The sequence below is a fragment of the Clostridium sp. UBA4548 genome (assembly GCF_002387895.1).
Taxonomy (GTDB): Bacteria; Bacillota; Clostridia; order Clostridiales; family Clostridiaceae; genus Clostridium_J.
Window position 1 is genome coordinate 1 of the sequence record NZ_DGLI01000032.1, and the last position, 23,249, is coordinate 23,249.

Genomic DNA, 23,249 nt, shown 5'->3' on the forward strand with positions numbered 1-23,249 from the left:
TAATTTTCAAAGACCAATTTATTGTTTTATTATGTCGTTTCTTGCGGTCTGTTATTATAGTATCATTGTTATATCTTTCCGTCAACAACTTTTTTTGTATTTAATTAAATAAGTAGATAGGTTCAACAAAATATAGAATAAAAAGGTTCATTATCTATTATTCATTAAAACTACAACTTAAAATTAATAACTCTAATGTTACTATCTTCTTACATTAAATAAACTTCCCCATAATAGTATATTTTTATACCACTATTTCAATCTATTAATATTAAAAATAGTATCTTATAGAATCGTTTCTTATTTAGCTTATAACTTCTGTCCATAATTCAACTTATTCTTAAAGTCTTTTTCCCTTATACTCTTTTATAATATTAAAAAAATTACCTATTTCTTTACTAATAATAAATCTCATGAAATACGATTGTTTCTTTCCATCTATAAATATAGTGTCTCCAAATTTCTCTTTTGTAAGTTCTACTTTATATATATCACTGTATTCTATTGCATCATCATAAACAAAAAATAACCTTTTACCGCAGAATCTTAGCTTTTTATTTGTAGCAATTAGTACCCCCGTCCTCATAGTGTTTCTATTTTTTACAGTAGCCTGAAATGCCCCATCAACGTAACTTAACACCTCTTCCCCCTCTTCAAAATTATCTTTAGCTAACTTGAGAAGTTTCGCTGCTTTATCCATATAAAATCCCCCTACAAATCACTTTATTATCTTTAAAATCTTTTTAATCCATCTAAAGAAGTTAAAGAAAAAACCTTCATTCTCTAACTTCATATTATCCTGATTATTAGTGTAACTATTTTCGATAATAAATGCAATATCACTCATAATTTCATATGCTTTATTTTCTTCCCTTTTATTTATATATTTTTTATTTATAATACTTTTTAGATGATTTAATAATTCATCAGTAATATTACAAGTAGCTCGATTTTCATTATGGATTATATTTATATACTGTATTATTATTTCGCTACTAATCTTTACATCTATCCCTTTTATAATGCACCAATTAACATATTTATGTAATTTAAAATTACCATACCTTCTTTGAATACGTCTTAATAAATTAACAGCTTCTTTAGATAACTTCTTTTCGTCAAATTTTACAAGTATATTCTCCATAACCTTTCTCCTTTATAAATCCCTTCCACCCATAGCCATAACCTTAAATTATTACTTAGTTTTATCTCTCACTTATACTTTTATACTAATAAAAAATTTACTAATTTCTACTAACTAATAATATTTAACACCTAACTTACATATAAATTTAAAGATGATTTTTTAATAAATAACTATTTGGGAGGGCAATTATGAATGATTTTATAGTTTCAAACTTTTGGGATATCCATCCTCATTTAAAGAAAAGTGTTTTTTCTTCTAATGAATTTAATAACGATGATAGCGTCCTAAGAAAGGAAGCCAATGATATTATATTTAAAAGAACTAAACTAGAGTTGAATAAATTAGTAAAAGGTCTAGAATGCATTTTAATTAATGCTGAAGAAGATTATTTCAATAGTACGATAGATGAACTTTTAATGTATTCTGGCTATACCATTAATGAGGCCTTTAAAAATAATTCTTTTAATATGAATGTTCTAAAACTTGAAAATTCTTCTGATATTATAGTATCAACAAGAAAAGAGAAGGATAATCCTTTTATAAAATATAATCTCAATCCTAAAAGTGAAATTCGTCCAAATACAAGAATAGAGTGTTTTATCTTTGAAGTTACAAATATAAAAAAATACTTTACAATACAAAAAAATCGTGGAATAAATTTCTTATCTTCTGAGATCATTGAACATGATAATTACCTCTTTGTGCAAACTATCCCTTCTTCATTTACAGGCACATCTTATGGTTTTATACAATGGAAGGGTAATAAGAAAATTTATAAAGATGCTTGTGACATAGAGTTGTCCAGAAAAACCAGTTTTTCAAAGCCAGAATATACAAAGAATATTGGTTATGTTGATCATGCTGCAACTCGTATCATTGCCAAACATAGAGATGCTGCAATACTAGAGCTCATGGAATTAACGGATTATAATTTTGACTTCTCCATTTATGTTAAAAACTTAAATTCTATTACCAACGTTGCGAGGATGAAGGGTCAGCAATTTGCTATGGTATTCACCTCAGGTATAACTCCATTTACTGACTTAGAGCAAAGTGGCCCTACTGAAAAGTTTGTATATAATTACGGACCAAGAGTTCATCACATTGCATTTTATACTGAAAACATTGAGAAAACTTTTGAAGATCTTAAAAATAATGATATGAAGTTTTTGATTGATCTAGTGGGTTCAGAAGAAGAAGGAATAAAACAAACTTTTTCTCATCCTTCTCCTAATACTTTTGTAGTTAATGAATATATATGTAGGTATGGAGATTTTGATGGATTTTTTACTAGCGATAATGTACGAGACCTTACCAAAGCCACTGATAAACAGTAAAGCTTAGTTTTCAGGAACAAATTTATCACATTTGAATTTCTTAAGGAGTAACTGCAAACTTTTGACTTTGCTGATATTCCTTATTTTTTTATAAAATTAAAACTAGACATGATTAATCATGTCTAGCAATTAACAATATTTAGCAGAATAAAAATCCTCCACCACAGCCACAACAACAGAATAAAAGCAATAAAAGTATTCCTAAACCAAAATCACAGTTATTTGGCCTAGGTTGTGGTCTTGGACAACAACAATAGTTTTCTGGCAAATATGAATTATTTATTCCGCTATTATTCACTAAAGCACTTACATCTTCCCCAGTATTCAATCTAGCTAGTAAGTCTTTAACTTCAGGATCATTCATAAGACTTTGTAATAATTCTTGAGTTGTCATATAATAAACTCTCCTTTTAAATAGATTTTATAAGCTCGCAAGAAACATCCAATACACTAAGTTGTCCACAAGCAAAAGCTTATGTAAATTATATTCTATTCACAATATATAATATGAAAAAACTGTGGTTTTGTTTACATAATGAACCACAATTTAAATATATAGGTTCTAGTAATGTAATATCCAACAAATTCAATCCTTTAATTAATAAAAATTCCAGCATTATCATAAACCATATATACCTATAATTATTCCTTTTATGACTACAGTAAATGCCTCAAGGATTTGAATACTATTACTATTTTAATTCTCTCAGAGGTTAATTTATTTTTAATAATTGTCTCTAAGAAAACACATAAAATTTTTCCCTTAGGGACAAATTAATATATGACAAACAATGATTGGAGGTAGCTATATGGTAGATAATAATAAAAATAGATTTAAAGAAGGAAAGAAATCACAGGCAGAGCTAAGAAAAATGTATCCAAAAGATGGTGCAGATGTTGGCATTATAAATGGAGTTAAAATAAGTTCTCATCCAAACAGTAATGATAACTCTAAAGATAATTCTTCCTCATTTTAGAATTTTCAAATTAAAATAAAAAATCCACTCATTGTTGAGTGGATTTTTTATTTGGTGGCTCACCGGGGGATCGAACCCCGGACACCATGATTAAAAGTCATGTGCTCTACCGACTGAGCTAGTGAACCATATCGTTAAGCATACTTTATATGCTTAACGTTACCTGGCGACAACCTACTCTCCCGCAAAGTCTCCTTTGAAGTACCATTGGCTCTTTGAAGCTTAACCTTCGTGTTCGGCATGGGAACGGGTGTTACCTTCAAGACATAATCACCGGATACATAAACTTAAAATTACGATAATAAAAGTGAACCTAAAGTGTTGACCAATACAAGTATTTTAATTTATATTGCAATAAATTCTCTAATATCATCGCCCATAGTAATATATAATTAATATTACTTAAAACAAATTTAAAATTATTTGTAGTGCTTATTCATTTAAGTATTTCATATTATATCACTCCTACTTAAAAGTGTCAAGGAACCAATTTATCTCACTTACTTAATTCTTTCCAAATTTTTGATAACTCCTTATAACCCACATTTGATTATTCATCAAATATTAAAATGTTATTTAATAATTCGCTATAACCACTAAAATGAAAAATATTCTCTCATAAAGTTATAAAGAATTAATTATAAAACTTTAAATATATACAAAATAATATGATATTTTTATATTTCACTAAATATAAAAATAGGAATGTGGCTAATCACACTCCTATAATTGTATATTGTTACCTAAATGAGTAACTTTAAGTTATTTTAAAAGCTTTTTATTATCTGCTTCAAGTACAAGTGTTATAATTTTAAACTTTACACTATTTCGTCAATTCAGGATTTATAGTTACAAAAGAAATAATGCAAATATTGTAGTTGCTACAATTCCTATTGCTACGGGAACTAAATTACGTCTTGCAAGTTCAAAGGGTGAAACCTTACAAACCGCTGCAACTGGAATAATTGCCCAGGGAATAATAGTCCCCCCTCCAACCCATATGGCACATATTTGCCCTAATGCAGTTAAAGTTGCAGTGTTTGCCCCAGTAGCTGTAGCAAATAAACGAGCAACAGACCCCGCTAAGGATATACCTGAGAACCCCGACCCATCAAGGCCAGAAATTATTCCTACAGTAGATAAAGTAGCTACACTTACCCCATTATTTAGAGGAACTGAATGAGCAAGTACATATCCTAAATCATTTACTATACCTGTAGAGTTTTGTGGTAAGTAGTCTCCAATAATTTTTACAAACCCCATATCTCCTATATAGAAAAAAGCTGCTATTGGTATTACAGGACCAAAAACTTTAAACCCAAACTGAAATCCATCAATAAAATATCCAGTAATCTTTTCTAATGATTCAAGCTTAAATGTTTTTAAAGAGATTATAATTAGTAAAAATATAGCAGTTCCACCGATTAGTGCTGTAGCATCACCGCCCTTTAAATCAAGTGATATCATTATTATTACATCAATAATAAATAGTAATGGAGTTATTATTGAAAATATTAATTTCCATTTATAATTTAACTTAACTTTGTCCTTTACTTCTTCTTCTGTTATTTCTATTGAAGTATCTGTAAGTAATTCATTCTTAATAGTACCTCTTCTCATATCTCTTTTTAAAATAATAAATGCTGTGATGGTTGTAACCAAGCCCATAACAATTATTAGTGGTATTGTTGCCGATATTACAGCACTAACTGGTATACCTGCTGCATCAGCAGTGAGCTTAGGTGCTCCTTGAATGACAAAATCACTAGAAAGTGCTATTCCATGACCAAACAAATTCATGGCAACTGCTGCACCAATTGCCGGAAGTCCCGCTTTCACTGCAACTGGTACAATAATAGCCCCAATTAAAGCTACTGCTGGCGATGGCCAAAAGAACCAGGATATTACCATCATTGTTAGACCAGTTACCCAAAAAGCTAAAACATCATTTTTTATCAATTTAGTAAACGGCTTTATCATTACTTCATTAACTCCTGTAACAGTTAAAAGCTTGCTTAGGGAAACAATTACTGAAATTATTAAAATGGTTGGTAGTAACTCTGTTATAGCATATATAAAACTATTAAACACGCCTATTGTGGAGAGTGAAAGAGACTTTGTACTAACAAAAGCTAGTATAAATATACCAACAATACATATTAATGAACAATCTCTTTTGCGAATCATTATACCCAAAATCAATAAAATAAGAATTAAATAAATGTAATGTAATGCAGTTAATTCTATCATGTTCTCATCTCCTCATGTGTTTTTCTTTTTCTATAATACACAATATGCTCAATGTATATTTAGGTGTTAGATAACACTTGAGAAGCTTACATGCTCCGTTTTACAAGTCCACAGTTTAAATATTCATAAAAATTAGTGAGGAACTTTTACAAGTTACATGAATTTTTCAATTAAAATATTAAATTGTCCCTATTTTTTCATTAAAAATGCAAAACACAATTAACTAATGTAATTATGTTTTGCATTCTATAAAAACTCATTATTAAATGATTCCCCATTCTTAATAATTAAAATTTAATCTTATAACTTTTTAATATACTCATACGCTTCTTTTAAAAGTTCTTTACTTACTTCATGGGTAACCTTTCTTAGTCCGGCTTCAAAAGTTACCCATTGATAGCTTTGTATTTCAGATTTATCAATAATAACATTTTTACCCTTAGCTTTTCCTAAGAAAAATATTACTTCCTTAGCTATATCTGGTCGTGGTTTATATTCAATTCTATGCTTAAATCCTGACAATATATCTACTTCTAACCCGGTTTCTTCTTTTACTTCCCTAAGAGCAGTTTCCTCTTCAGTTTCTCCTTCAATCATATGTCCCTTTGGGTATCCCCAATATATATTTATATTTTGTTGAATAACTAAAAACTCTGGTTCACCACCATTGTTTATAAATACAACTGCGCCACAGGATTTTTCATATTGCATAGACAATCCTCCTTTAATCAACATTTTCTAAATTAATTTATGTAATATTTATAACTTTTATTTACAAATATTCTTATTACATAATCCATTACTATTTAATTCTATATTACTATTAAATGTCCTTCTATTTTTTATAAAATAAAAAGTGTACAGTGTGTACACTTTTTATTTGCTTGTAACTTTGCCATTTTTAATATCAATAGTTATTATACTATCCGTGGTTTTTGAGGTATTTCCATCAAAATGAGTTTTACTTATTCCTATTAAAATTTTATCTTTGCTATTATTAAATACTTTATAGTCCACATTCACATTATATGGTATAAAAATACTATTTCCATTACTCATATTCTTCTTGTTTTTGCTTTCATTTTCAATGGATTTTACAAAAGAGTAAATATGATTTTCCATATATTCATTTACTTTGCTATTTAGTCTATTGTTCTCTAGCTGTATTTTCGGCAGCTTAATAGTTGTGTTTACTTCATTATTATGTCGTATAATCCTATCTGTGATAATCCTCGGAAGATCATTATTTGGTATAGAATTTAAGTCTATACCCTTGTGGAAATTATTAAATGAAATTTTAAACTCAGGTGCACCTAATGTATAAGGTGCAATTTCATTCATAGGAAAGTGTATCACTATATTATCTTTTTCCATATAAAACTGCTGATCGTAATCTATGCCACTAAATTTATTGGCATAATAAGAATTCTTAACTTTAGCTATGTCTTCACTTATTTTATTATTAATTACTTGTTGAAAATCTTCACCTTCTGCAAATAAATCTTGTAAATTCACTATTTTCTCTTCTTTTAAATCTATGTTATAACTTTTTTTGTTTATTGTGCTATAATCTCCACCTGTAAAACTATTAGTGGTAATTATAAAACTTAATAAATTTTTGTCACTATATGTTATAGTATAATTGCTTTTCATCTCATATTTAGGCAGTGAATATTTTTTTTCCTTAGCAAAAAGAGTGTCTTTCTCAAGTGTATTTTCAAATTGATCTTTTAGATTATTTATGTAGTTATTTATATCTTCATTTACTTTCTCTTCAAAGTTTTGATTTGAAAATCCTTTTATATTTGGTTCATGCAAGTCTATTTCCATTTGTTCATTAATCTTTTTAACATTCTTATTTAAAAGCTCTATTTGGCTATTTTCAGCATATACTTTTATTGTAGGAGTAATTGCCTGAACATCCTTAATTTCATCATCAGTATTTAAAAATAATGTAAAGGTAAAAGCTAAAATGCTTAATAAGGTTAAGCTTATGAATTTTTTCATAGGTATATCCTCCTTTAAACTTATAAACTTATAATAACACATCAATTCCAAAAAATTACAGTTATTGTGTAAATCCTAAATTTTTTTTTATGACATCTTACTACTTATATTTATAGATAATTACTTACTTCTACTTATTATTTGCCAATTACCTAACAAATAATGCAATTAGTTCTAAATTTCATGGTAATTGTATATATAAATATTAATCTTTAATAGGAGTTGTGCTATGAAAAAGGATGAAACTAATAATATGCGTAAAATATCTGATAAGGATAAAAATATGGCTTTGAGCTCTATTGATGACAGAGAAACTATCATTGATCCAATCCCAATTATCAATGAGGAAAAAACTTCAAATGCCACGCCTAAGCTTATAGGAGAAAACCAACTCCAAAACTTAATTAATTCGTTAAATAATTTAAATATTTCCTCTTTAAATGGTGATAAAAGCCTTTATAGTGATATAAATAATAAATTAGATAGCATTAATAAGCTACTCAACGCTAATAATGATAAAACTTCTAACAATACTGGTAACGGTTCATCCACTTCAGTTTTAGATAGTTTAAATAGTGTATTACAACATGTAACCACCATAAATGCACTAAAAAACCAACTGAATGAACTTCCTTTTAATACCTTTGAAAAAATTTATGTTGAAAATTGTATTACTCCTGCACTTACAGTTCTTTATCAACTTGTCATTTCTGCTGCTTCTTTTAAGGATACAGCACAATCTTTATCTCTCTCTACTACTACTAAACGTAAAACTCATAAAATAAAAGATTATGAAAAGACTACTTATGAAATTATGGATCAGATTCAGTGTATATACGAGGTTCTTGAGCCTCGAATTAATGATTTCATAAAAATATTATGCCAATGTAAATAGCCTTCATGTAATTTTTCATGAAGGCTATTTGTATAATTTTAGTGTTTATCTGTCGCTGCAGCCACCTCTTCAAAAACTTCCTCAATAAGTTTATCATTAATTACTAATTTCTCTTCAGTAGTAGGAGTACTGTTTTCTAGATTTTTAAAAGCAACCGATAACATAAGTTTAATTCTATTTAACTGATTTACTTCACTTGCACCAGGATCATAATCTACTGCCACTATATTTGCTCTAGGATATCTTCTTCTGAGTTCTTTCATCATTCCTTTTCCTGTTATATGATTTGGTAGACATGCGAAGGGTTGCATGCATACAATATTTTCTGTTCCACTTTGTATAAGCTCAACCATCTCCCCAGTTAAGAACCATCCTTCCCCGGTTTGATTACAAAGAGATAAAATATTTTTTGCTTCCTTGGCAATAAAGTTAATGCTCCTTGGCCCTTGAAACCTACTGCTATTTTCTAATGCCTTAACCATAGGACTTCGAAACTTTTCTAGTAAAGATATAGCTAACTGCGACGTATACTTTGAAAGGGGTTGGAAATATAATTCATTAGCCTTAACTTCCGAATCTTTCAAAGTATATAATACGAAATCCATTAGATCAGGCATAACAGCTTCTCCGCCCTCTTCTTCAATAATATCTACAATATTATTATTAGCATGAGGATGGAACTTTACTAGTATTTCACCTACTAATCCTACCTTAGGTTTTTTAACATCTAACAATGGTAAAGAATCAAATTCTTTTACAATTTGTTGAACATTCCTTTTAAACTCTTTATATTTCCCAACTATCAATGATTGTTTACAGATTTTAACCCACTTACTATATAAATCCATAGCTGATCCCTCGATTTTCTCATATGGTCTAGTTTTATATAGTATTCTCATCAACAAATCGCCATATACTATCCCCATAAGAGCCTTTTTAAGTAGAGACAAGGTTATCTTAAATCCTGGGTTAGGCTCTAAACCTACGGAATTTAAAGAAATTACAGGAACATATTCAAAACCTGCTTCTTTAAGTGCCTTTCTAATAAATGCAATATAATTTGTAGCCCTACATCCACCACCAGTTTGAGATATAATTATAGATGTATTATTTAAATCATATTCTCCACTTTTTAATGCTTCAATTAGTTGACCTGTTACTAATATTGATGGATAACAAGCATCATTATTCACATATTTTAACCCTTCTTCTATAGTTTTATAGGATGTAGTTTCTAATACAACTAATTTATACCCTTCCTCATTGAAAGCAGTTTGTAAAAACTGAAAATGAATTGGAGACATTTGTGGTGACAAAATTGTGTGAGTATCCTTCATCTCATTCGTAAATAGAATTCTATCCTTTTCACTTGTTAATCTACAAGGTAATACCCCTAATCTATCTCGTTCTTCCATAGCTGCCTTTAGAGATCTTATTCTAATCCTTGCAGCACCTAAATTATTTACTTCGTCAATTTTCAATAATGTATATATTTTATTGTTATTTTCCAGTATCTCTTGTACTTGATCTGTAGTTACAGCATCTAACCCACAGCCAAAAGAGTTCAGTTGAATAAGCTCAATAGACTTCTCCTTCGTTACGAAATGTGCTGCTGCATAAAGCCTAGAATGATAAACCCATTGGTCAACTACTCTTAAAGGTCTTTCTACCTCTCCTAAATGAGCGATCGAATCTTCTGTTAGCACCGCCATATTAAATGAGGTTATTAACTTATCAATTCCGTGATTTATTTCTGGATCAACATGATAAGGTCTCCCTGCCAATACAATACCTTTAATATGGTTTTGCTTAATATACTCGAGAGTTTCTTCACCTTTCCTCTTTATATCCTCTTTAACTTTTTTATCTTCTAAAAAAGCTGAATCCACGGCACTTGATATTTCATCTTTAGAAATACCATACTCTGAAAATACCTGATAAAGTTTTTTTGATATTGCTGTTTTATTATGAAAGGACAAAAATGGGTTTAAAAACTTTATATTTTTTTCTTTTAAAATATCCATGTTATTCTTGATTACCTCAGAATAAGACATTACAATTGGACAGTTATATTGGTTATTTGCCTCTACCTGTTCCTTTTGCTCAAAAAACACACTTGGGTAAAATATAAAATCTACATTTTTATCTATAAGACTCATTATATGTCCGTGAGTTAACTTTGCTGGATAGCAAGCAGACTCAGATGGTATTGTTTCCATGCCCTTTTCATATAATTGCTTTGTACTTCGGGGTGACAACTCTACTCTAAATCCCAAGGTTGTAAAAAAGGTAAACCAAAATCCGTAGTTTTCATAAACATTTAACACCCTAGGAATACCTACTGTTCCTCTATATGCTTTATCTGCATCTAAGGGTTTGTAATTAAACATTCTTTGATATTTGTATTCAAAAAGATTTGGTAACTGGTTTTTCTTTAACTTGATACCTGCTCCCCTTTCACATCTGTTTCCAGTTATGAAGTCTCTTCCATCAGAAAATTTATTAATAGTTAAAATACAGTTGTTACTACATAATTCACAACGCTTAACAGAGGAATAAGTGTTAAATCTATTTAATTCCTCTTCTTTTAGTAGACATGAAGCACTACCTTCAACATACCTATCTCTAGCAATAAGTGCAGACCCAAAGGCTCCCATAAGTCCTGCAATGTCTGGTCTAACAACCTCTTTTTCAGAGGTTATTTCAAAAGCTCTTAAAATTGCATCATTATAAAAGGTTCCCCCTTGAACAATTACTTTGTTTCCCATGTCCTTTGGATTTCTAATTTTTATTACTTTAAATAGTGCATTTTTAATTACTGAATAAGATAATCCACTGGATATATCTCCAACAGATGCTCCTTCTTTTTGTGCTTGTTTTACTCTTGAATTCATAAATACGGTGCACCTTGACCCTAAGTCTACCGGATTTTCAGCCATTAAAGCTACCTTTGAAAATTCCTCAACAGACATATTCAATGATTCTGCAAAGTTTTGTATAAATGAACCACATCCAGCTGAACAAGCCTCATTTAAAACCACAGAATTTATAACACCATTCTTAACAGTAATACACTTCATATCTTGTCCACCAATATCCAAAATAAACTCTACTCCAGGAAGGAAAAATTCAGCTGCCTTATAGTGAGCTACGGTTTCTATCTCTCCTAAATCAACTTTAAAAGCTGCTTTTATTAAAGCTTCACCATATCCAGTTACTGCTGAACTCATTATAATGGCATTTTTCGGCATGATATCATAAAGTTTAGTTAAAGTTGTTTTTACTACTTCAACTGGGTTACCTTCATTACTTCCGTAAAAAGAATAAAGAAGTCTACCTTTTTCATCTATAAGAGCTACCTTTGTAGTTGTTGATCCTCCATCTATTCCTAAAAAGCATTTTCCCTCATAATTTTCTAAAATGCCTCTTTCAATGCAGTTTTTGCTATGCCTATAATTAAAAAATTTTAACTCTTCCTCATCTCTAAAAAGTGGATTTAATCTATTTACCTCTTTTTTGTCGTTATTCTCCATTTGATTTATTCTATTACATATCTCTTCAAATGGAATTACGTCACTAGACACTGAGCATAGGCTAGCTCCTATTGCCACAAATAGTTGAGAATTTTTTGGAAATATAACTTGGCTTTCACTGAGTTTTAAAGTTTCAATAAACCTATTTCTTAGTTCACTTAAGAAATATAATGGTCCACCTAAAAATGCTACATTCCCATTTATAGGTCTTCCACATGCAAGTCCACTTATAGTCTGATTGACTACAGACTGAAATATTGACACTGCAATATCTTCTTTTCTTGCACCTTCATTTAATAAAGGTTGAATATCTGACTTGGCAAAAACTCCACATCTAGCAGCAATTGGATGTATTGTAGAATAATTTTTTGCAAGCTCATTTAGCCCTAAAGCATCTGTTTTGAGTAAGGCTGCCATTTGATCAATAAAAGCACCTGTACCACCTGCACAGGTCCCATTCATTCTTTGTTCTAGTCCATTTTTAAAATAGGTAATTTTTGCATCTTCTCCCCCGAGTTCTATAGCAACATCAACATCGCCTAATGTAGACTCGATAGTTTTTGTGCAAGCAATCACTTCTTGAACAAAAGGTACATTTAGCCACTTAGATACAGAAAGCCCTCCTGATCCTGTAACATTAACAGTAATATTATACTTTTGAAAATATACAGCAGCCTCAGAAATCAATGTTTTAATTGTGCTTCTTATATCAGAATAATGCCTTTCATATTTGCTATAAACTAAATTCATATCTTCATTTAAAATTGTAAGTTTTACTGTTGTTGACCCCACGTCTAAACCTAAATGTAATAGCATGTCCATATTTTTTTCCCCGCTCATTTCCCTATTAAATTTAATAATTTAATTTTAATAAACTTCAGAGACTATATTAATAGTTATACACTATTTATATAGTCTCTGAATGAAATTATGACCATTTTGATTTTAAAACTCAAAATAAATTGTCTACTATTGAAATCCAACTTATTCAATAGAGTCTAGAAACACCCTCCCATTAGAATATTTACTTAACCCTCCAAGTTGTTCCTTCTTTTGTATCTAAAATTTCAATATTCATAGCTAAAAGTTCGTTTCTTATTTCATCAGCTCTGCTATAGTTTTTAGCTTTTCTTGCTTCATTCCTTTGAACAATTAATTGATTCACTAACTCTTCATTTACATTTACAGCTTCTTTTTCCATAATCATCAAATCAAGAGATAGAACTTTATCGAATTCTTCTATTAAATTTGCTTTTTCCTTATTATTAAGCTGGTTATCTTTAATAACTTCATTTAAAACTGTAAATGCGTTTGCAATGTTTAAATCATCACTTATATGATCAATAAATTTCTGTTTATAAGTTTCAAGCTTACTGTTATCTACTGGTAAGTTATCACTTACGTCACAAATGATAGAAGAAATTTTCTTCTTTAATGCTTTGTAACCTTTTTTTGCATCATCTAAGCTTTCAAAACTAAATACCAATTGTTTTCTATATCTAGATTGTAAGCAAAAATATCTATAATCAAGTGGGCTAAAACCTTCTTTTTCTAGTCTTGAAACTGTTAAAAAGTCTCCACTTGATTTAGACATCTTTCCTCCATCTAATACCAAAAACTCTCCATGAACCCAATAGTTAACCCATTTGTGTCCTAGAGAAGCCTCTGATTGAGCAATTTCATTTGTGTGATGGACTGGAATATGATCTATTCCTCCACAATGGATATCAATGCTCTCTCCAAGATATTTAATTGACATAGTAGAGCACTCTAAATGCCAACCTGGAAATCCTCTTCCCCAAGGAGAATCCCATTGCATAATTTGGTTAGCAAATTTAGAATTTGTGAACCATAATACAAAATCTAAGGGATTTTTCTTATTTGGATCTATTTCAATTCTGCTTCCAGCCTCTAGTTCATCTATACTTAAATTTGCAAGTTTTGTGTAATCTTTAAACTTATCAATCTCGAAATACACATTTCCATTAGCTTCATAAGTATAGCCCTTTTCTTCAAGGTTCTTTATAAAACTTATCATGTCATCGATGTGTTCAGTAGCTCTGCACACCACTGTAGGCCTTTTAATATTTAATTTTTTGCAATCTTCAAAAAAAGCATCTTCGTAAAACTTTGCAATTTCCCATACAGTTTTCTTCTCACGACTAGCTCCAATAGCCATTTTATCTTCGCCTTCATCACTGTCTGATTGAAGATGTCCTACATCTGTGACATTCATTACATGTTTAACTTTATATCCTACATATTCTAAGGATTTCTTAAGCACATCTTCAAATATATAAGTTCTTAAGTTTCCAATATGGGCATAGTTATAAACTGTTGGTCCACAGGTATACAGTCCCACTTTTCCAGGTTTTGCTGAAATAAACTCATCTTTTTCTCTTGAAAGAGTATTATATAAGTAAAAAGCCATGTACTTCACTCCTCTTGTATTTATTCTCTATAACCATTATTTTATTTATATTCTTATAAATTTAAATTTCTAAACAATAAAGAAATCTAATTTTATATATTATTTTCCTCTAATAGTTATGCTGTTATTCTATGTATACATGTTGATTTTACCACATTATTAAAAATTTACAATATTTTATCCCACTATTCAAGTAAATTTAATTTTTCTTAAAGGAACTTTTAATTAGCTGTAGAAAATATAAGTTATACTATATTTATATTTTACGAAAGGACGTGTACTTATACTATGCCTGTATTTATTAATGGTAACATAATAACTCTTGATGAGAATAAGGTGTGTGAAAGTTTCTGTGTTATAGATGGAAACTTTGTTAAAGTTGGTAGCAATTCTGAAATCTTAAGTTCTTACAAAAATGAAGCTATTATAGATTTAAAAGGAAAAACTGTTTTACCCGGTTTTAATGATGGTCACATGCATTTTTTAAACTATGCAATTCAAAAAAGCAACGTTAATTTAGTGAATATTGACTCAATTGAAAGTTTAATTAATAGATCAATAGATTATATTAAGGAAAAAAATATACCTAATGAGAGCTGGGTTGTTTCTCGTGGCTGGAATGACAACTTATTTAAAGAGAAAAGGCTTCCTAACAGATGGGACCTTGATAAAATCTCACTAGATCACCCAATCATCTTTTCAAGAATTTGTGGACATATAGCTGTAGTAAACTCTAAAGCCTTACAACTTCTTAATATTGATAGTAATACTCCTAACCCTTCAGGTGGAGTCATTGATAAAGAAGGTGGGGAACCTACGGGTATACTACGTGAAAATGCCTTAAATATAGCTTTAGATAATCTTCCAGCACTTACAGTAGATAATATAAAAACAGCTTTAAAATCAGCCTTTATAGATGCATTAAGTTGTGGTATTACTACCATTCAAACGGAAGATTTAAGTCATTGCAAAAGCTTAAAAAATCTAATCAAAGCTTACAGTGAATTAGCTGAAGAAGGCGCTCTTCCTATACGATTTATTTTGCAACTTAACTTAAACACTGATAAGTTATTCAATGAAGCTAAAGAACTTAAATTAAGAAGCAATATTGGAAATGATTTCTTAAGAATAGGACCTGTTAAATTGTTTCAGGACGGCTCATTAGGTGGAAGAACTGCAGCAATGAAGGATTATTACTCAGATGAATCTCATAATGGCGTTCTAATATACAAACAACAAGAACTAGATGAGCTAGTTATGAAAGCACATGATTTTGGATTTCAATTAACTATTCATGCTATCGGTGATAAAGCCTGTGAAAGTGTATTAGACTCATATGAGAAATTAAATAAGCATAGTTCTAAAAAAGATCTTAGATCAACAATTGTTCATGCACAATTCACTAATGATGATCTGCTTAATAGATTCAAATCTTTGGGAGTTATTGCAAATGTACAGCCCTCTTTTATCATGACCGATCACCCTATAGTTGAGAAAGCTGTTGGGAAAGAACGGGCTAAGGATAGTTATGCCTTCAATACTATGGTTAAAATGGGCATATCAGTAGCCTTCAGTTCTGATGCTCCTATTGAAAAGTTTAATGTAATTGAGGGCATTTTTGGAGCAGTTAACAGAAAAGACTTGAGTGGTAATCCACCACAAGGTTTTTATCCTAACGAGTCCATGGATGTGATGGATGCAATTAAATGCTATACTATAGGCTCTAGCTTTATGAGCTTTGAGGAAAACAAAAAAGGCAAAATAAAGGAAAACTTTTATGGAGATTTCATAATACTTTCTGATAATATTACTTCAATTGATAAGGAGAAAATTAAGGAAGTTACTATTCTTGAAACTTACGTAGGTGGCATTAAGAAATACTAAGGTATCAAGTAGCATAATGATTTATTTTTTATTCTACAACCTTACAAATATGGATATTAATCTTATTTGGTCTTTAAAAAGGTAGCAAATTAAATTGCTACCTTTATTTTTTCACTCTATTAGGTTTAGCTTTTGGCTTTATAATAACATTGCTCGTGCGCTTATTTTTTTTATATGAAGCTACTCTTTGTTGATTCTTTTTTAAATATCCTGATAAATCTAGGAACCATAAAAACAAGATTACAAAAACTCCTGGAACAATATACTTAACAAAAATATTAGGCATTGTAGGCCATATAATTGACGGTACAATAAATTCAATTAATGCAGCTACTAATATAATCCACTTATTAACCCTTATCTTGTCTAAAACAAAAGGCTTAAGTAGTTGATATATAAGTAGTACACCAAAGGCAAAAACAACAATACTAAGGATAAATAAAATTGTTTGCACACTAATCCCTCATTCCATAAATTATTTATACTAATAATTATATATTAATTTATACTAAAAATATAGCTTATATCTCTGAAGTATTTTTTATATTTATCTCTATAGTAAAACTCATGTAAGAAAATGTTAATGAAGTGAAAATTTTATAAAATAATGTTATAAAATATTTTTTTCTGTAAATAATAATTATTGTAAATATATTGAAAAGGAGATGTTTTTATGAGAGCATTAGATACAATAGCACTAATTCTTGTAATAATAGGAGCAGTTAACTGGGGTCTAATAGGTTTATTTGGTTTTGACTTAGTAGCCGCTTTATTTGCAGGTTCCGGAGTATTTGGTACTATAAATGGTTTAAGCAGAATAATATACGGACTAGTGGGCTTATGTGGTTTATATGCACTTTCATTCTTAGGAAGAAATAGATATAACAACGTGGATTAGAACTAAATGTTTTTAAATAGGTAGTTAAACTTTTAAGTTTAACTACCTATTTTGCATATTTAGGACTCCAATATATGATTTTAGCTTTTAAGTTGTTCTGACGCTTTAAATAATTAGTCTTATCTCCTTTTATATTATTAAGATTCTAAACTATATTTTATTAAATCTTAGCTGAATAAGAGCAATTTTTTCCTGTATCCTTAATACAATTGCTGTTCCGATATATCCCATGTCTAACATATCCTTTATAATAATAAACTGAAGATCTTCTATTATTTTTATCACTTGTCCCTTTTTATCCCCAAAAATAACTCTATTCTTTTCAAATGTGATTTGAATACTATCCCACTGTTTCAAATCATGGTAACTATTGTTCACCTCAAAACTCATTCCCTTATTTATTATAAAATTTAGAAACTGCTCATACTTTTGCTCTAACACCCTTTTGTTTTTAATCAACTCATTATAATTTTCTAGTTTTACAAATAGTTGTGAATTAAGTTTCTCAACCTCCTTCTCCAACTTAATTTTATTATCATCAATCTTTCTTATATAATCATTAATTTTACATACATAATTTCTATTAAACTTATCATCCATAGCCTCACCTTGCCTTTCTTAAATAATATGAAAAGGTATAATTATCTAGTGCTTTAAATATATCTATGCTATAAAAAGATATTTGTTTGAAAATCTAGCTTTTCATCATCATTTAAATCCATTAATTCGCTAAAACATTGGACTTATCCTCTAAAGCCTCTTAAAATATATATTATAAGAGGTGATTTTAATGGATAGCTTAAGAATATTATTAAAAAATATACATGGATCTATAATTAAATTATCGAGATTCACAAAGAATGTTTTATATAACTTTTATAAATATATTGACTTTACTTTTAAAAAAAGAAAAACTATAAAGAAAATCTATGAACCAATAATTGCAACTAAAGAAAAGGATAATAAATTGCTTTTACAAAATTTAAAGGAATTAGAATCGAAAAAAATTATTCTAGATAAAGACCTAACTTCAGTAAAAACTAATCTTAATAATTTAGAGAGGAAAATAGAGTTCATCGAAAAAAATATGCTTAGCTAGCTTATTAGCAATTATCATAAATAATCTGTTTATTGTTCATACTACAATTAATAAAATAATTCCTAGTGAGGTGAATTCTTTGTTTAATTGTATACAAAACGAAAATCACTATTGCAATTTATTTAATGGTAACTGGATTTCAACTGAAAAAACTATAACTATATTTTCTCCTATTGATGATAAGATTATAGGTACAGTCCCAGCAATGAGTAAAGAAGACGTTGATAAAGTAATTGCAAACGCAAAAACTTCACAAGTTCTTTGGGGTGAGACACCTATAAGTGAAAGAGCTGAAATTTTACATAAAGCTGCATCTATACTTGAAGATAAAGCTGAGGAAATTTCTAAAATTTTAATGAATGAAATTGGTAAAGATATTAAGTCCTCCCTTTCTGAAGTTAAGAGAACTGCTGAGTTTATACGATTCACAGCTGATGCTGGAAAACATATGGATGGGGAGGCCATTGGTGCTGATAATTTCCCCGGCTTTAAAAAAAATAAGATGAGTTTTGCTCAAAGAGTTCCCCTTGGAGTAGTATTAGCTATATCACCCTTCAACTACCCAATTAATCTCTCAGCATCTAAAATAGCACCGGCTTTAATAGCTGGTAATAGTGTTATTTTAAAACCTCCAACTCAAGGTTCTATAAGTGCCCTTCACCTTGCTCGAGTATTTCAAGAAGCTGGACTGCCAAGTGGTGTATTAAATACAGTGACAGGAAAAGCTTCTGAAATTGGAGATTATATAGTTACAAAAGAAGAAATAAACTTTATAAACTTTACGGGTTCTACTGAAATCGGTAAACATATTGCTAAAATAGCTGGTATGGTACCAATGATGCTTGAACTTGGGGGGAAAGATGCTGCAATTGTTTTAAAGGATGCAAATTTAGAGGATGCAGCGAAAGAGATTATCTCTGGAGCATTTAGCTACTCTGGTCAAAGATGTACAGCAATTAAAAGAGTACTTGTAACTGAAGATGTAGCTGATGAATTAGTAATAAAGATGTTAGAAAAGATTAAATGTTTGAAAGTTGGTAGTCCAGAAGAGGGCTGTGAGGTAACTCCACTTATTAATAGTGAGTCAGCAGATTTTGTGGAGGATTTAATTAAGAATGCCTTAGATAAAGGAGCTACTCTTCTCTGTGGTAATAAGAGAGAAAAAAACCTCATCTATCCAACCTTATTTGACAATGTAACAACAGAAATGAGACTTGCTTGGGAAGAGCCTTTTGGCCCCGTGCTTCCAATTATACGAGTAAAAGATATGGAGGAAGCTATAGAAATTGCAAATAAGTCACAGTATGGCCTTCAATCTTCTGTATTTACTCAAAATATAAATCATGCCTTTTATGTTGCTAATAAACTTGAAGTTGGCGCTGTTCAAATAAATAATAAATCGGAAAGAGGTCCTGATCACTTTCCATTTTCAGGTGTTAAAGCTTCTGGCATAGGAACTCAAGGAATCCGATATAGTATTGAAGCAATGAGTAGACTTAAATCCATTGTTCTTACTGTTGATTAACTACGATAAACTCTATGGTGAAGATGATTTATTAAACAAAAACGTGATTTAACTATAATAAAGTAAAATCACGTTTTATACTATAGAAATTTATATTAAAATCTCAAACAATATTTATAGCTACCCAACTTCTTATGTTTCTTTTACCTCCATAGTAAGTATTCAACTTATATCATATAGGTTAAGTAGGAGATCGTAAAATATTTAAATTTACTTACACTTCTTAAATTAATTAAACTTAAGGTGCTAAAAGAATAATATTATATAAATATTACTTATTGATATGGAGAAGAAATAATCTTTTCACATATTTGTGCTAAGTTGTTCTCCTCTTCCTTAGTCAAATCCTCAACATTAATAGCTGGATGAAAGATAATTTTCGCTTCTAAATCCTGTGGACTACGCTCTTCTAGCCCTTTAAAAGCACCATCTACAGTTATAGGAACAATAGGCACTTTTGCTTTTGTTGCTAATTTCATACTCCCTTTTTTAAATTCATTTATCTTATGTGATTTGCTTCTAGTGCCTTCTGGGAATATTAGCATGGATCTTCCTCCCTTAAGATTCTCAACTCCCTGTAATATTGACTTTAGTCCTTCTCTAGTATTTTCCCTATCTATAAATACACAGTCAAACTCCTTCATCCATGAAGCTACTATAGGCCAACTTGATACTTCTTTTTTTGCTATTGCGCCAGCTACTTCATTAATATTAGCCATAATTAATGGGATGTCTAGTTGACTTTGATGATTTGCTACATAAAGACATGTAGTTTTTGGTAAGTTTTCCTTACCTATAACTTCAACCTTTAATCCTGAATACTTTATTATTGCCTTTGACCAATTATTTACCACATCGAAAACATAACTTTCTCTCTCTTCCTCATTTAACTTGGACTTAATAAGGTTAAATTTTAGTTTTCTCAAAGCAATGTATATCATATGTCCAAAAAACCTAACTGCAAAAAAAACTTTTCTCATGTTATTCCTTCCTTTTCATGCCTTTATTTATATTCTATTTATTATACCAATTATTCCTCCTGAATTAAAGAATAATAATTCGCCCCTTAGTAATGACGTAATAAATAAGTTGTAAAAACTTATTTTGTAATTATAAAATAAGTAAATTTGTCAATAATTATATATAAGTTGTAATGAATTTGCCTAATTATAATTTATTACTGCATATTTATGTAAGATAATTCTATATTTCCATTCTTGTTTATTATATAAATAATATTTTTCTTATTGGAGTTATTATATGAAAAAAAGATTATTCTTAATACCCTTTACAGTTGTAATATTAATTCTTTGTTTTAGTTTTATAGGTAAAGCTATATCCTTGTTAACCAAAGCCACTAGTAGCTCACACTATTTACCTTCAAACTATGACTTAAAAGTTCATTTTTTAAATGTTGGTCAAGGTGATTGTATCTTAATTGAAAGTTATGATAAAAATCTACTTATAGATAGCGGTCCAAATACAAGTTCAAAAAAAGTGATTAGATATCTTCATAAGCATAACATAAAGAAACTAGATTATGTTATTGCTACTCATCCCCATGAGGATCATATTGGTGCCATGGATGATATTATTAGTAAATTTACTGTTGATAATTTTTTTGCACCTAAGATTGCCTCCCATAACACAGATTTCCTAAACTTAGTTACAGAGCTCAGTCAAAAAAAGAAAAAAATTAATGTCTCAAAATCAGGACTAGAATTTAATATTAATGAAAATACAAAACTTACATTTTTGTCTCCCCAAGAGGATAATTATGATAACTTAAATAATTATTCTACAGTAATTAAGTTGCAATTTAAACAGATATCCTTTTTATTTACTGGTGATAGTGAAAAACTTATCGAAGAAGAGTTAATAAAAGGTCAAGCAGATTTAGCTGCACAAGTTTTGAAAATAGGTCACCATGGAAGTAAAACTTCCTCTTCTAAAAATTTTGTTAGCAGGGTAAATCCCACCTATGCTGTTATATCTTGTGGTTTAGGAAATGACTATGGTCACCCTGATAAGGCTACGTTAAATACACTTACTGAGCTGAAAATTAAAAGTTATAGGACAGATAAGCAGGGTGATATAATTTTTGCATCAGACGGCAAAAACCTTTCTTCCTTTACAACTAGTATTAAATAAAAAAATCACTAGAAATATTTTTATGCTCTAGTGTTTTTTTTATTTTAAAATATAAAGCTTTTGATTATGTGTAAGCATAATATATTTTTTATATTATTTCTTTAAGATTCTTACATGTTTTTATAGCAAATCTTTGATTTATCTTTCATGTAGATAAATAATGGCATAAGTTAGTTTATTTATGAACTAACCTGGATACATGGAGACTTTTGAGAAGTTAGATAATTAAATTATCTCTTATAATTCTATATCTAATTAACAATAAAACTTAAAATTCTACCTTCAATTATATTGAAATAATTTAAATATAGTTACTGATTGCTTATCTCCATATATTTTCAAATTTAATTGATTTTAAAGGATGAACTATTAGGCCCTTTACATCCTTTGCAACAGCATATAACGAGGATATATGAGACAAAAATACGTATGGTGCATCTTCAGTAATTATATTATCTAGACTATATAGTAGTTCGTTATACCTATATGGATTTTTTGTAGCCTTCGCTGTATTCAGTAGTTCTAAAAGCCGTGGATTATTATATTTGCTTAAGTTAGATGTATTATTTATATCAATTAATGGCTCTTTTAACAACATTTCAGTTACTTGTAGTGCTTCTTCTACCTGAACTATAATTTTTTTAGCAATTATTCCTTGGTATTTTTGATTTTTTAGTAGTTTAGCGACATCTGCAATACTTTCAGTACTGATTATTGCCTTCTCTCTTACTGTAATGCTACTCTCTTGCTCTCTATTTGGCTTTCTTTTTTAGTAACATACTTTTCTCCCCTTGTTTATAAATTTGAAAATTTATAAATATACCCTTATTTTATATTTATGTTTATTACCATTTTTTATAAAGCCCCATAATTAATTATATATTTCCACCTATAAATAATTCTTAAGTAGCACTGTATAATTTTAAAAACTCGGATAAAAGGGAAATAAAAAAAGCCCTTAGAAAATCTAAGAACTTTATTGCTTCATTCAACATTATATTATTTCATGAAAGTTTGGCTCCGTGGAGAGGATTCGAACCTCCAACCTATCGGTTAACAGCCGAGTGCTCCACCATTGAGCTACCACGGAATACTATTCTTTCAAAATTGCACAG

Annotated in this window: 20 protein-coding genes, 2 tRNA genes and 1 rRNA gene; 8 read left to right on the plus strand and 15 right to left on the minus strand. The window is 29.5% G+C overall.

Features of this window, described 5'->3' with window-relative positions; translation table 11 throughout:
- Positions 1-340: 340 nt before the first annotated feature.
- Both B3040_RS13035 and B3040_RS13040 read right to left on the minus strand, forming a co-directional pair.
- On the minus strand, positions 341-700 hold the full coding sequence (locus B3040_RS13035) for a PH domain-containing protein (RefSeq protein WP_291573980.1): 360 nt from the start codon (positions 698-700) through the stop codon (positions 341-343).
- Between the two features lie 18 nt (positions 701-718).
- Complete coding sequence (locus B3040_RS13040) at positions 719-1,144, minus strand: hypothetical protein (protein ID WP_291573982.1); 426 nt, start codon at positions 1,142-1,144, stop codon at positions 719-721.
- Positions 1,145-1,335: 191 nt separating this feature from the next.
- On the opposite strand from B3040_RS13040, the gene B3040_RS13045 reads away from it, so the two are divergent.
- Complete coding sequence (locus B3040_RS13045; protein ID WP_291573984.1) at positions 1,336-2,484, plus strand: hypothetical protein; 1,149 nt, start codon at positions 1,336-1,338, stop codon at positions 2,482-2,484.
- Positions 2,485-2,623: 139 nt separating this feature from the next.
- Here B3040_RS13045 and B3040_RS13050 read toward each other — a convergent pair whose 3' ends face one another.
- Positions 2,624-2,878 (minus strand): hypothetical protein, encoded by a 255-nt coding sequence (locus B3040_RS13050; RefSeq protein ID WP_291573986.1) that lies wholly within the window; start codon positions 2,876-2,878, stop codon positions 2,624-2,626.
- Positions 2,879-3,293: 415 nt separating this feature from the next.
- Here B3040_RS13050 and B3040_RS13055 point away from each other — a divergent pair, with 415 nt between their 5' ends.
- A complete protein-coding gene (locus tag B3040_RS13055) occupies positions 3,294-3,461 on the plus strand; it encodes a hypothetical protein (RefSeq protein ID WP_291573988.1) in 168 nt (55 codons plus the stop codon).
- 52 nt (positions 3,462-3,513) lie between these two features.
- Here B3040_RS13055 and B3040_RS13060 read toward each other — a convergent pair.
- The 5 genes from B3040_RS13060 to B3040_RS13080 form a co-directional block, all read right to left on the minus strand.
- Positions 3,514-3,589, minus strand: a tRNA-Lys gene (locus B3040_RS13060).
- 33 nt (positions 3,590-3,622) lie between these two features.
- Positions 3,623-3,739, minus strand: a 5S ribosomal RNA gene (gene rrf / locus B3040_RS13065).
- A gap of 571 nt (positions 3,740-4,310) precedes the next feature.
- Complete coding sequence (locus B3040_RS13070) at positions 4,311-5,711, minus strand: hypothetical protein (protein WP_291573990.1); 1,401 nt, start codon at positions 5,709-5,711, stop codon at positions 4,311-4,313.
- A 300-nt stretch (positions 5,712-6,011) separates the two neighbouring features.
- Entirely contained in the window at positions 6,012-6,422 is a 411-nt protein-coding gene (locus tag B3040_RS13075) for a bis(5'-nucleosyl)-tetraphosphatase (RefSeq protein ID WP_291573992.1), read from the minus strand.
- A 165-nt stretch (positions 6,423-6,587) separates the two neighbouring features.
- Positions 6,588-7,718 carry a DUF3298 and DUF4163 domain-containing protein gene (locus B3040_RS13080; protein WP_291573994.1) on the minus strand — a complete coding sequence of 377 codons (1,131 nt, stop codon included), beginning with the start codon at positions 7,716-7,718 and terminating at the stop codon, positions 6,588-6,590.
- Between the two features lie 229 nt (positions 7,719-7,947).
- Between B3040_RS13080 and B3040_RS13085 the strand changes: the two genes are divergently transcribed.
- The gene (locus B3040_RS13085) at positions 7,948-8,613 is read left to right on the plus strand and encodes a hypothetical protein (RefSeq protein ID WP_291573996.1); all 666 of its coding nucleotides are present in this window, start codon (positions 7,948-7,950) and stop codon (positions 8,611-8,613) included.
- Between the two features lie 38 nt (positions 8,614-8,651).
- Here the strand turns inward: B3040_RS13085 and B3040_RS13090 are convergent, their stop codons facing one another.
- Both B3040_RS13090 and cysS read right to left on the minus strand, forming a co-directional pair.
- Positions 8,652-12,968 carry a 2-hydroxyacyl-CoA dehydratase gene (locus B3040_RS13090; protein WP_291573998.1) on the minus strand — a complete coding sequence of 1,439 codons (4,317 nt, stop codon included), beginning with the start codon at positions 12,966-12,968 and terminating at the stop codon, positions 8,652-8,654.
- A 202-nt stretch (positions 12,969-13,170) separates the two neighbouring features.
- On the minus strand, positions 13,171-14,577 hold the full coding sequence (cysS, locus tag B3040_RS13095; protein ID WP_291574000.1) for a cysteine--tRNA ligase: 1,407 nt from the start codon (positions 14,575-14,577) through the stop codon (positions 13,171-13,173).
- A gap of 288 nt (positions 14,578-14,865) precedes the next feature.
- Between cysS and B3040_RS13100 the strand changes: the two genes are divergently transcribed.
- Positions 14,866-16,461, plus strand: a complete 1,596-nt coding sequence (locus B3040_RS13100) for an amidohydrolase (RefSeq protein ID WP_291574002.1) — start codon at positions 14,866-14,868, stop codon at positions 16,459-16,461.
- A gap of 103 nt (positions 16,462-16,564) precedes the next feature.
- Here the strand turns inward: B3040_RS13100 and B3040_RS13105 are convergent, their stop codons facing one another.
- Positions 16,565-16,915 (minus strand): hypothetical protein, encoded by a 351-nt coding sequence (locus B3040_RS13105; RefSeq protein WP_291574004.1) that lies wholly within the window; start codon positions 16,913-16,915, stop codon positions 16,565-16,567.
- Between the two features lie 219 nt (positions 16,916-17,134).
- Between B3040_RS13105 and B3040_RS13110 the strand changes: the two genes are divergently transcribed.
- The gene (locus B3040_RS13110) at positions 17,135-17,359 is read left to right on the plus strand and encodes a DUF378 domain-containing protein (protein ID WP_291574006.1); all 225 of its coding nucleotides are present in this window, start codon (positions 17,135-17,137) and stop codon (positions 17,357-17,359) included.
- 150 nt (positions 17,360-17,509) lie between these two features.
- Here the strand turns inward: B3040_RS13110 and B3040_RS13115 are convergent, their stop codons facing one another.
- Positions 17,510-17,959 (minus strand): hypothetical protein, encoded by a 450-nt coding sequence (locus B3040_RS13115; protein WP_291574008.1) that lies wholly within the window; start codon positions 17,957-17,959, stop codon positions 17,510-17,512.
- Positions 17,960-18,149: 190 nt separating this feature from the next.
- Here B3040_RS13115 and B3040_RS13120 point away from each other — a divergent pair, with 190 nt between their 5' ends.
- Positions 18,150-18,458, plus strand: a complete 309-nt coding sequence (locus tag B3040_RS13120) for a hypothetical protein (RefSeq protein WP_291574010.1) — start codon at positions 18,150-18,152, stop codon at positions 18,456-18,458.
- A gap of 79 nt (positions 18,459-18,537) precedes the next feature.
- Positions 18,538-19,983 (plus strand): NADP-dependent glyceraldehyde-3-phosphate dehydrogenase, encoded by a 1,446-nt coding sequence (locus B3040_RS13125; protein ID WP_291574011.1) that lies wholly within the window; start codon positions 18,538-18,540, stop codon positions 19,981-19,983.
- Positions 19,984-20,258: 275 nt separating this feature from the next.
- Here B3040_RS13125 and B3040_RS13130 read toward each other — a convergent pair whose 3' ends face one another.
- Positions 20,259-20,963, minus strand: a complete 705-nt coding sequence (locus B3040_RS13130; protein WP_291574013.1) for a lysophospholipid acyltransferase family protein — start codon at positions 20,961-20,963, stop codon at positions 20,259-20,261.
- 280 nt (positions 20,964-21,243) lie between these two features.
- On the opposite strand from B3040_RS13130, the gene B3040_RS13135 reads away from it, so the two are divergent.
- The gene (locus tag B3040_RS13135) at positions 21,244-22,134 is read left to right on the plus strand and encodes a ComEC/Rec2 family competence protein (RefSeq protein WP_291574015.1); all 891 of its coding nucleotides are present in this window, start codon (positions 21,244-21,246) and stop codon (positions 22,132-22,134) included.
- Positions 22,135-22,456: 322 nt separating this feature from the next.
- Here the strand turns inward: B3040_RS13135 and B3040_RS13140 are convergent, their stop codons facing one another.
- Both B3040_RS13140 and B3040_RS13145 read right to left on the minus strand, forming a co-directional pair.
- Complete coding sequence (locus B3040_RS13140; protein ID WP_291574017.1) at positions 22,457-22,732, minus strand: hypothetical protein; 276 nt, start codon at positions 22,730-22,732, stop codon at positions 22,457-22,459.
- 417 nt (positions 22,733-23,149) lie between these two features.
- Positions 23,150-23,224, minus strand: a tRNA-Asn gene (locus tag B3040_RS13145).
- Between the last annotated feature and the right edge of the window lie 25 nt (positions 23,225-23,249).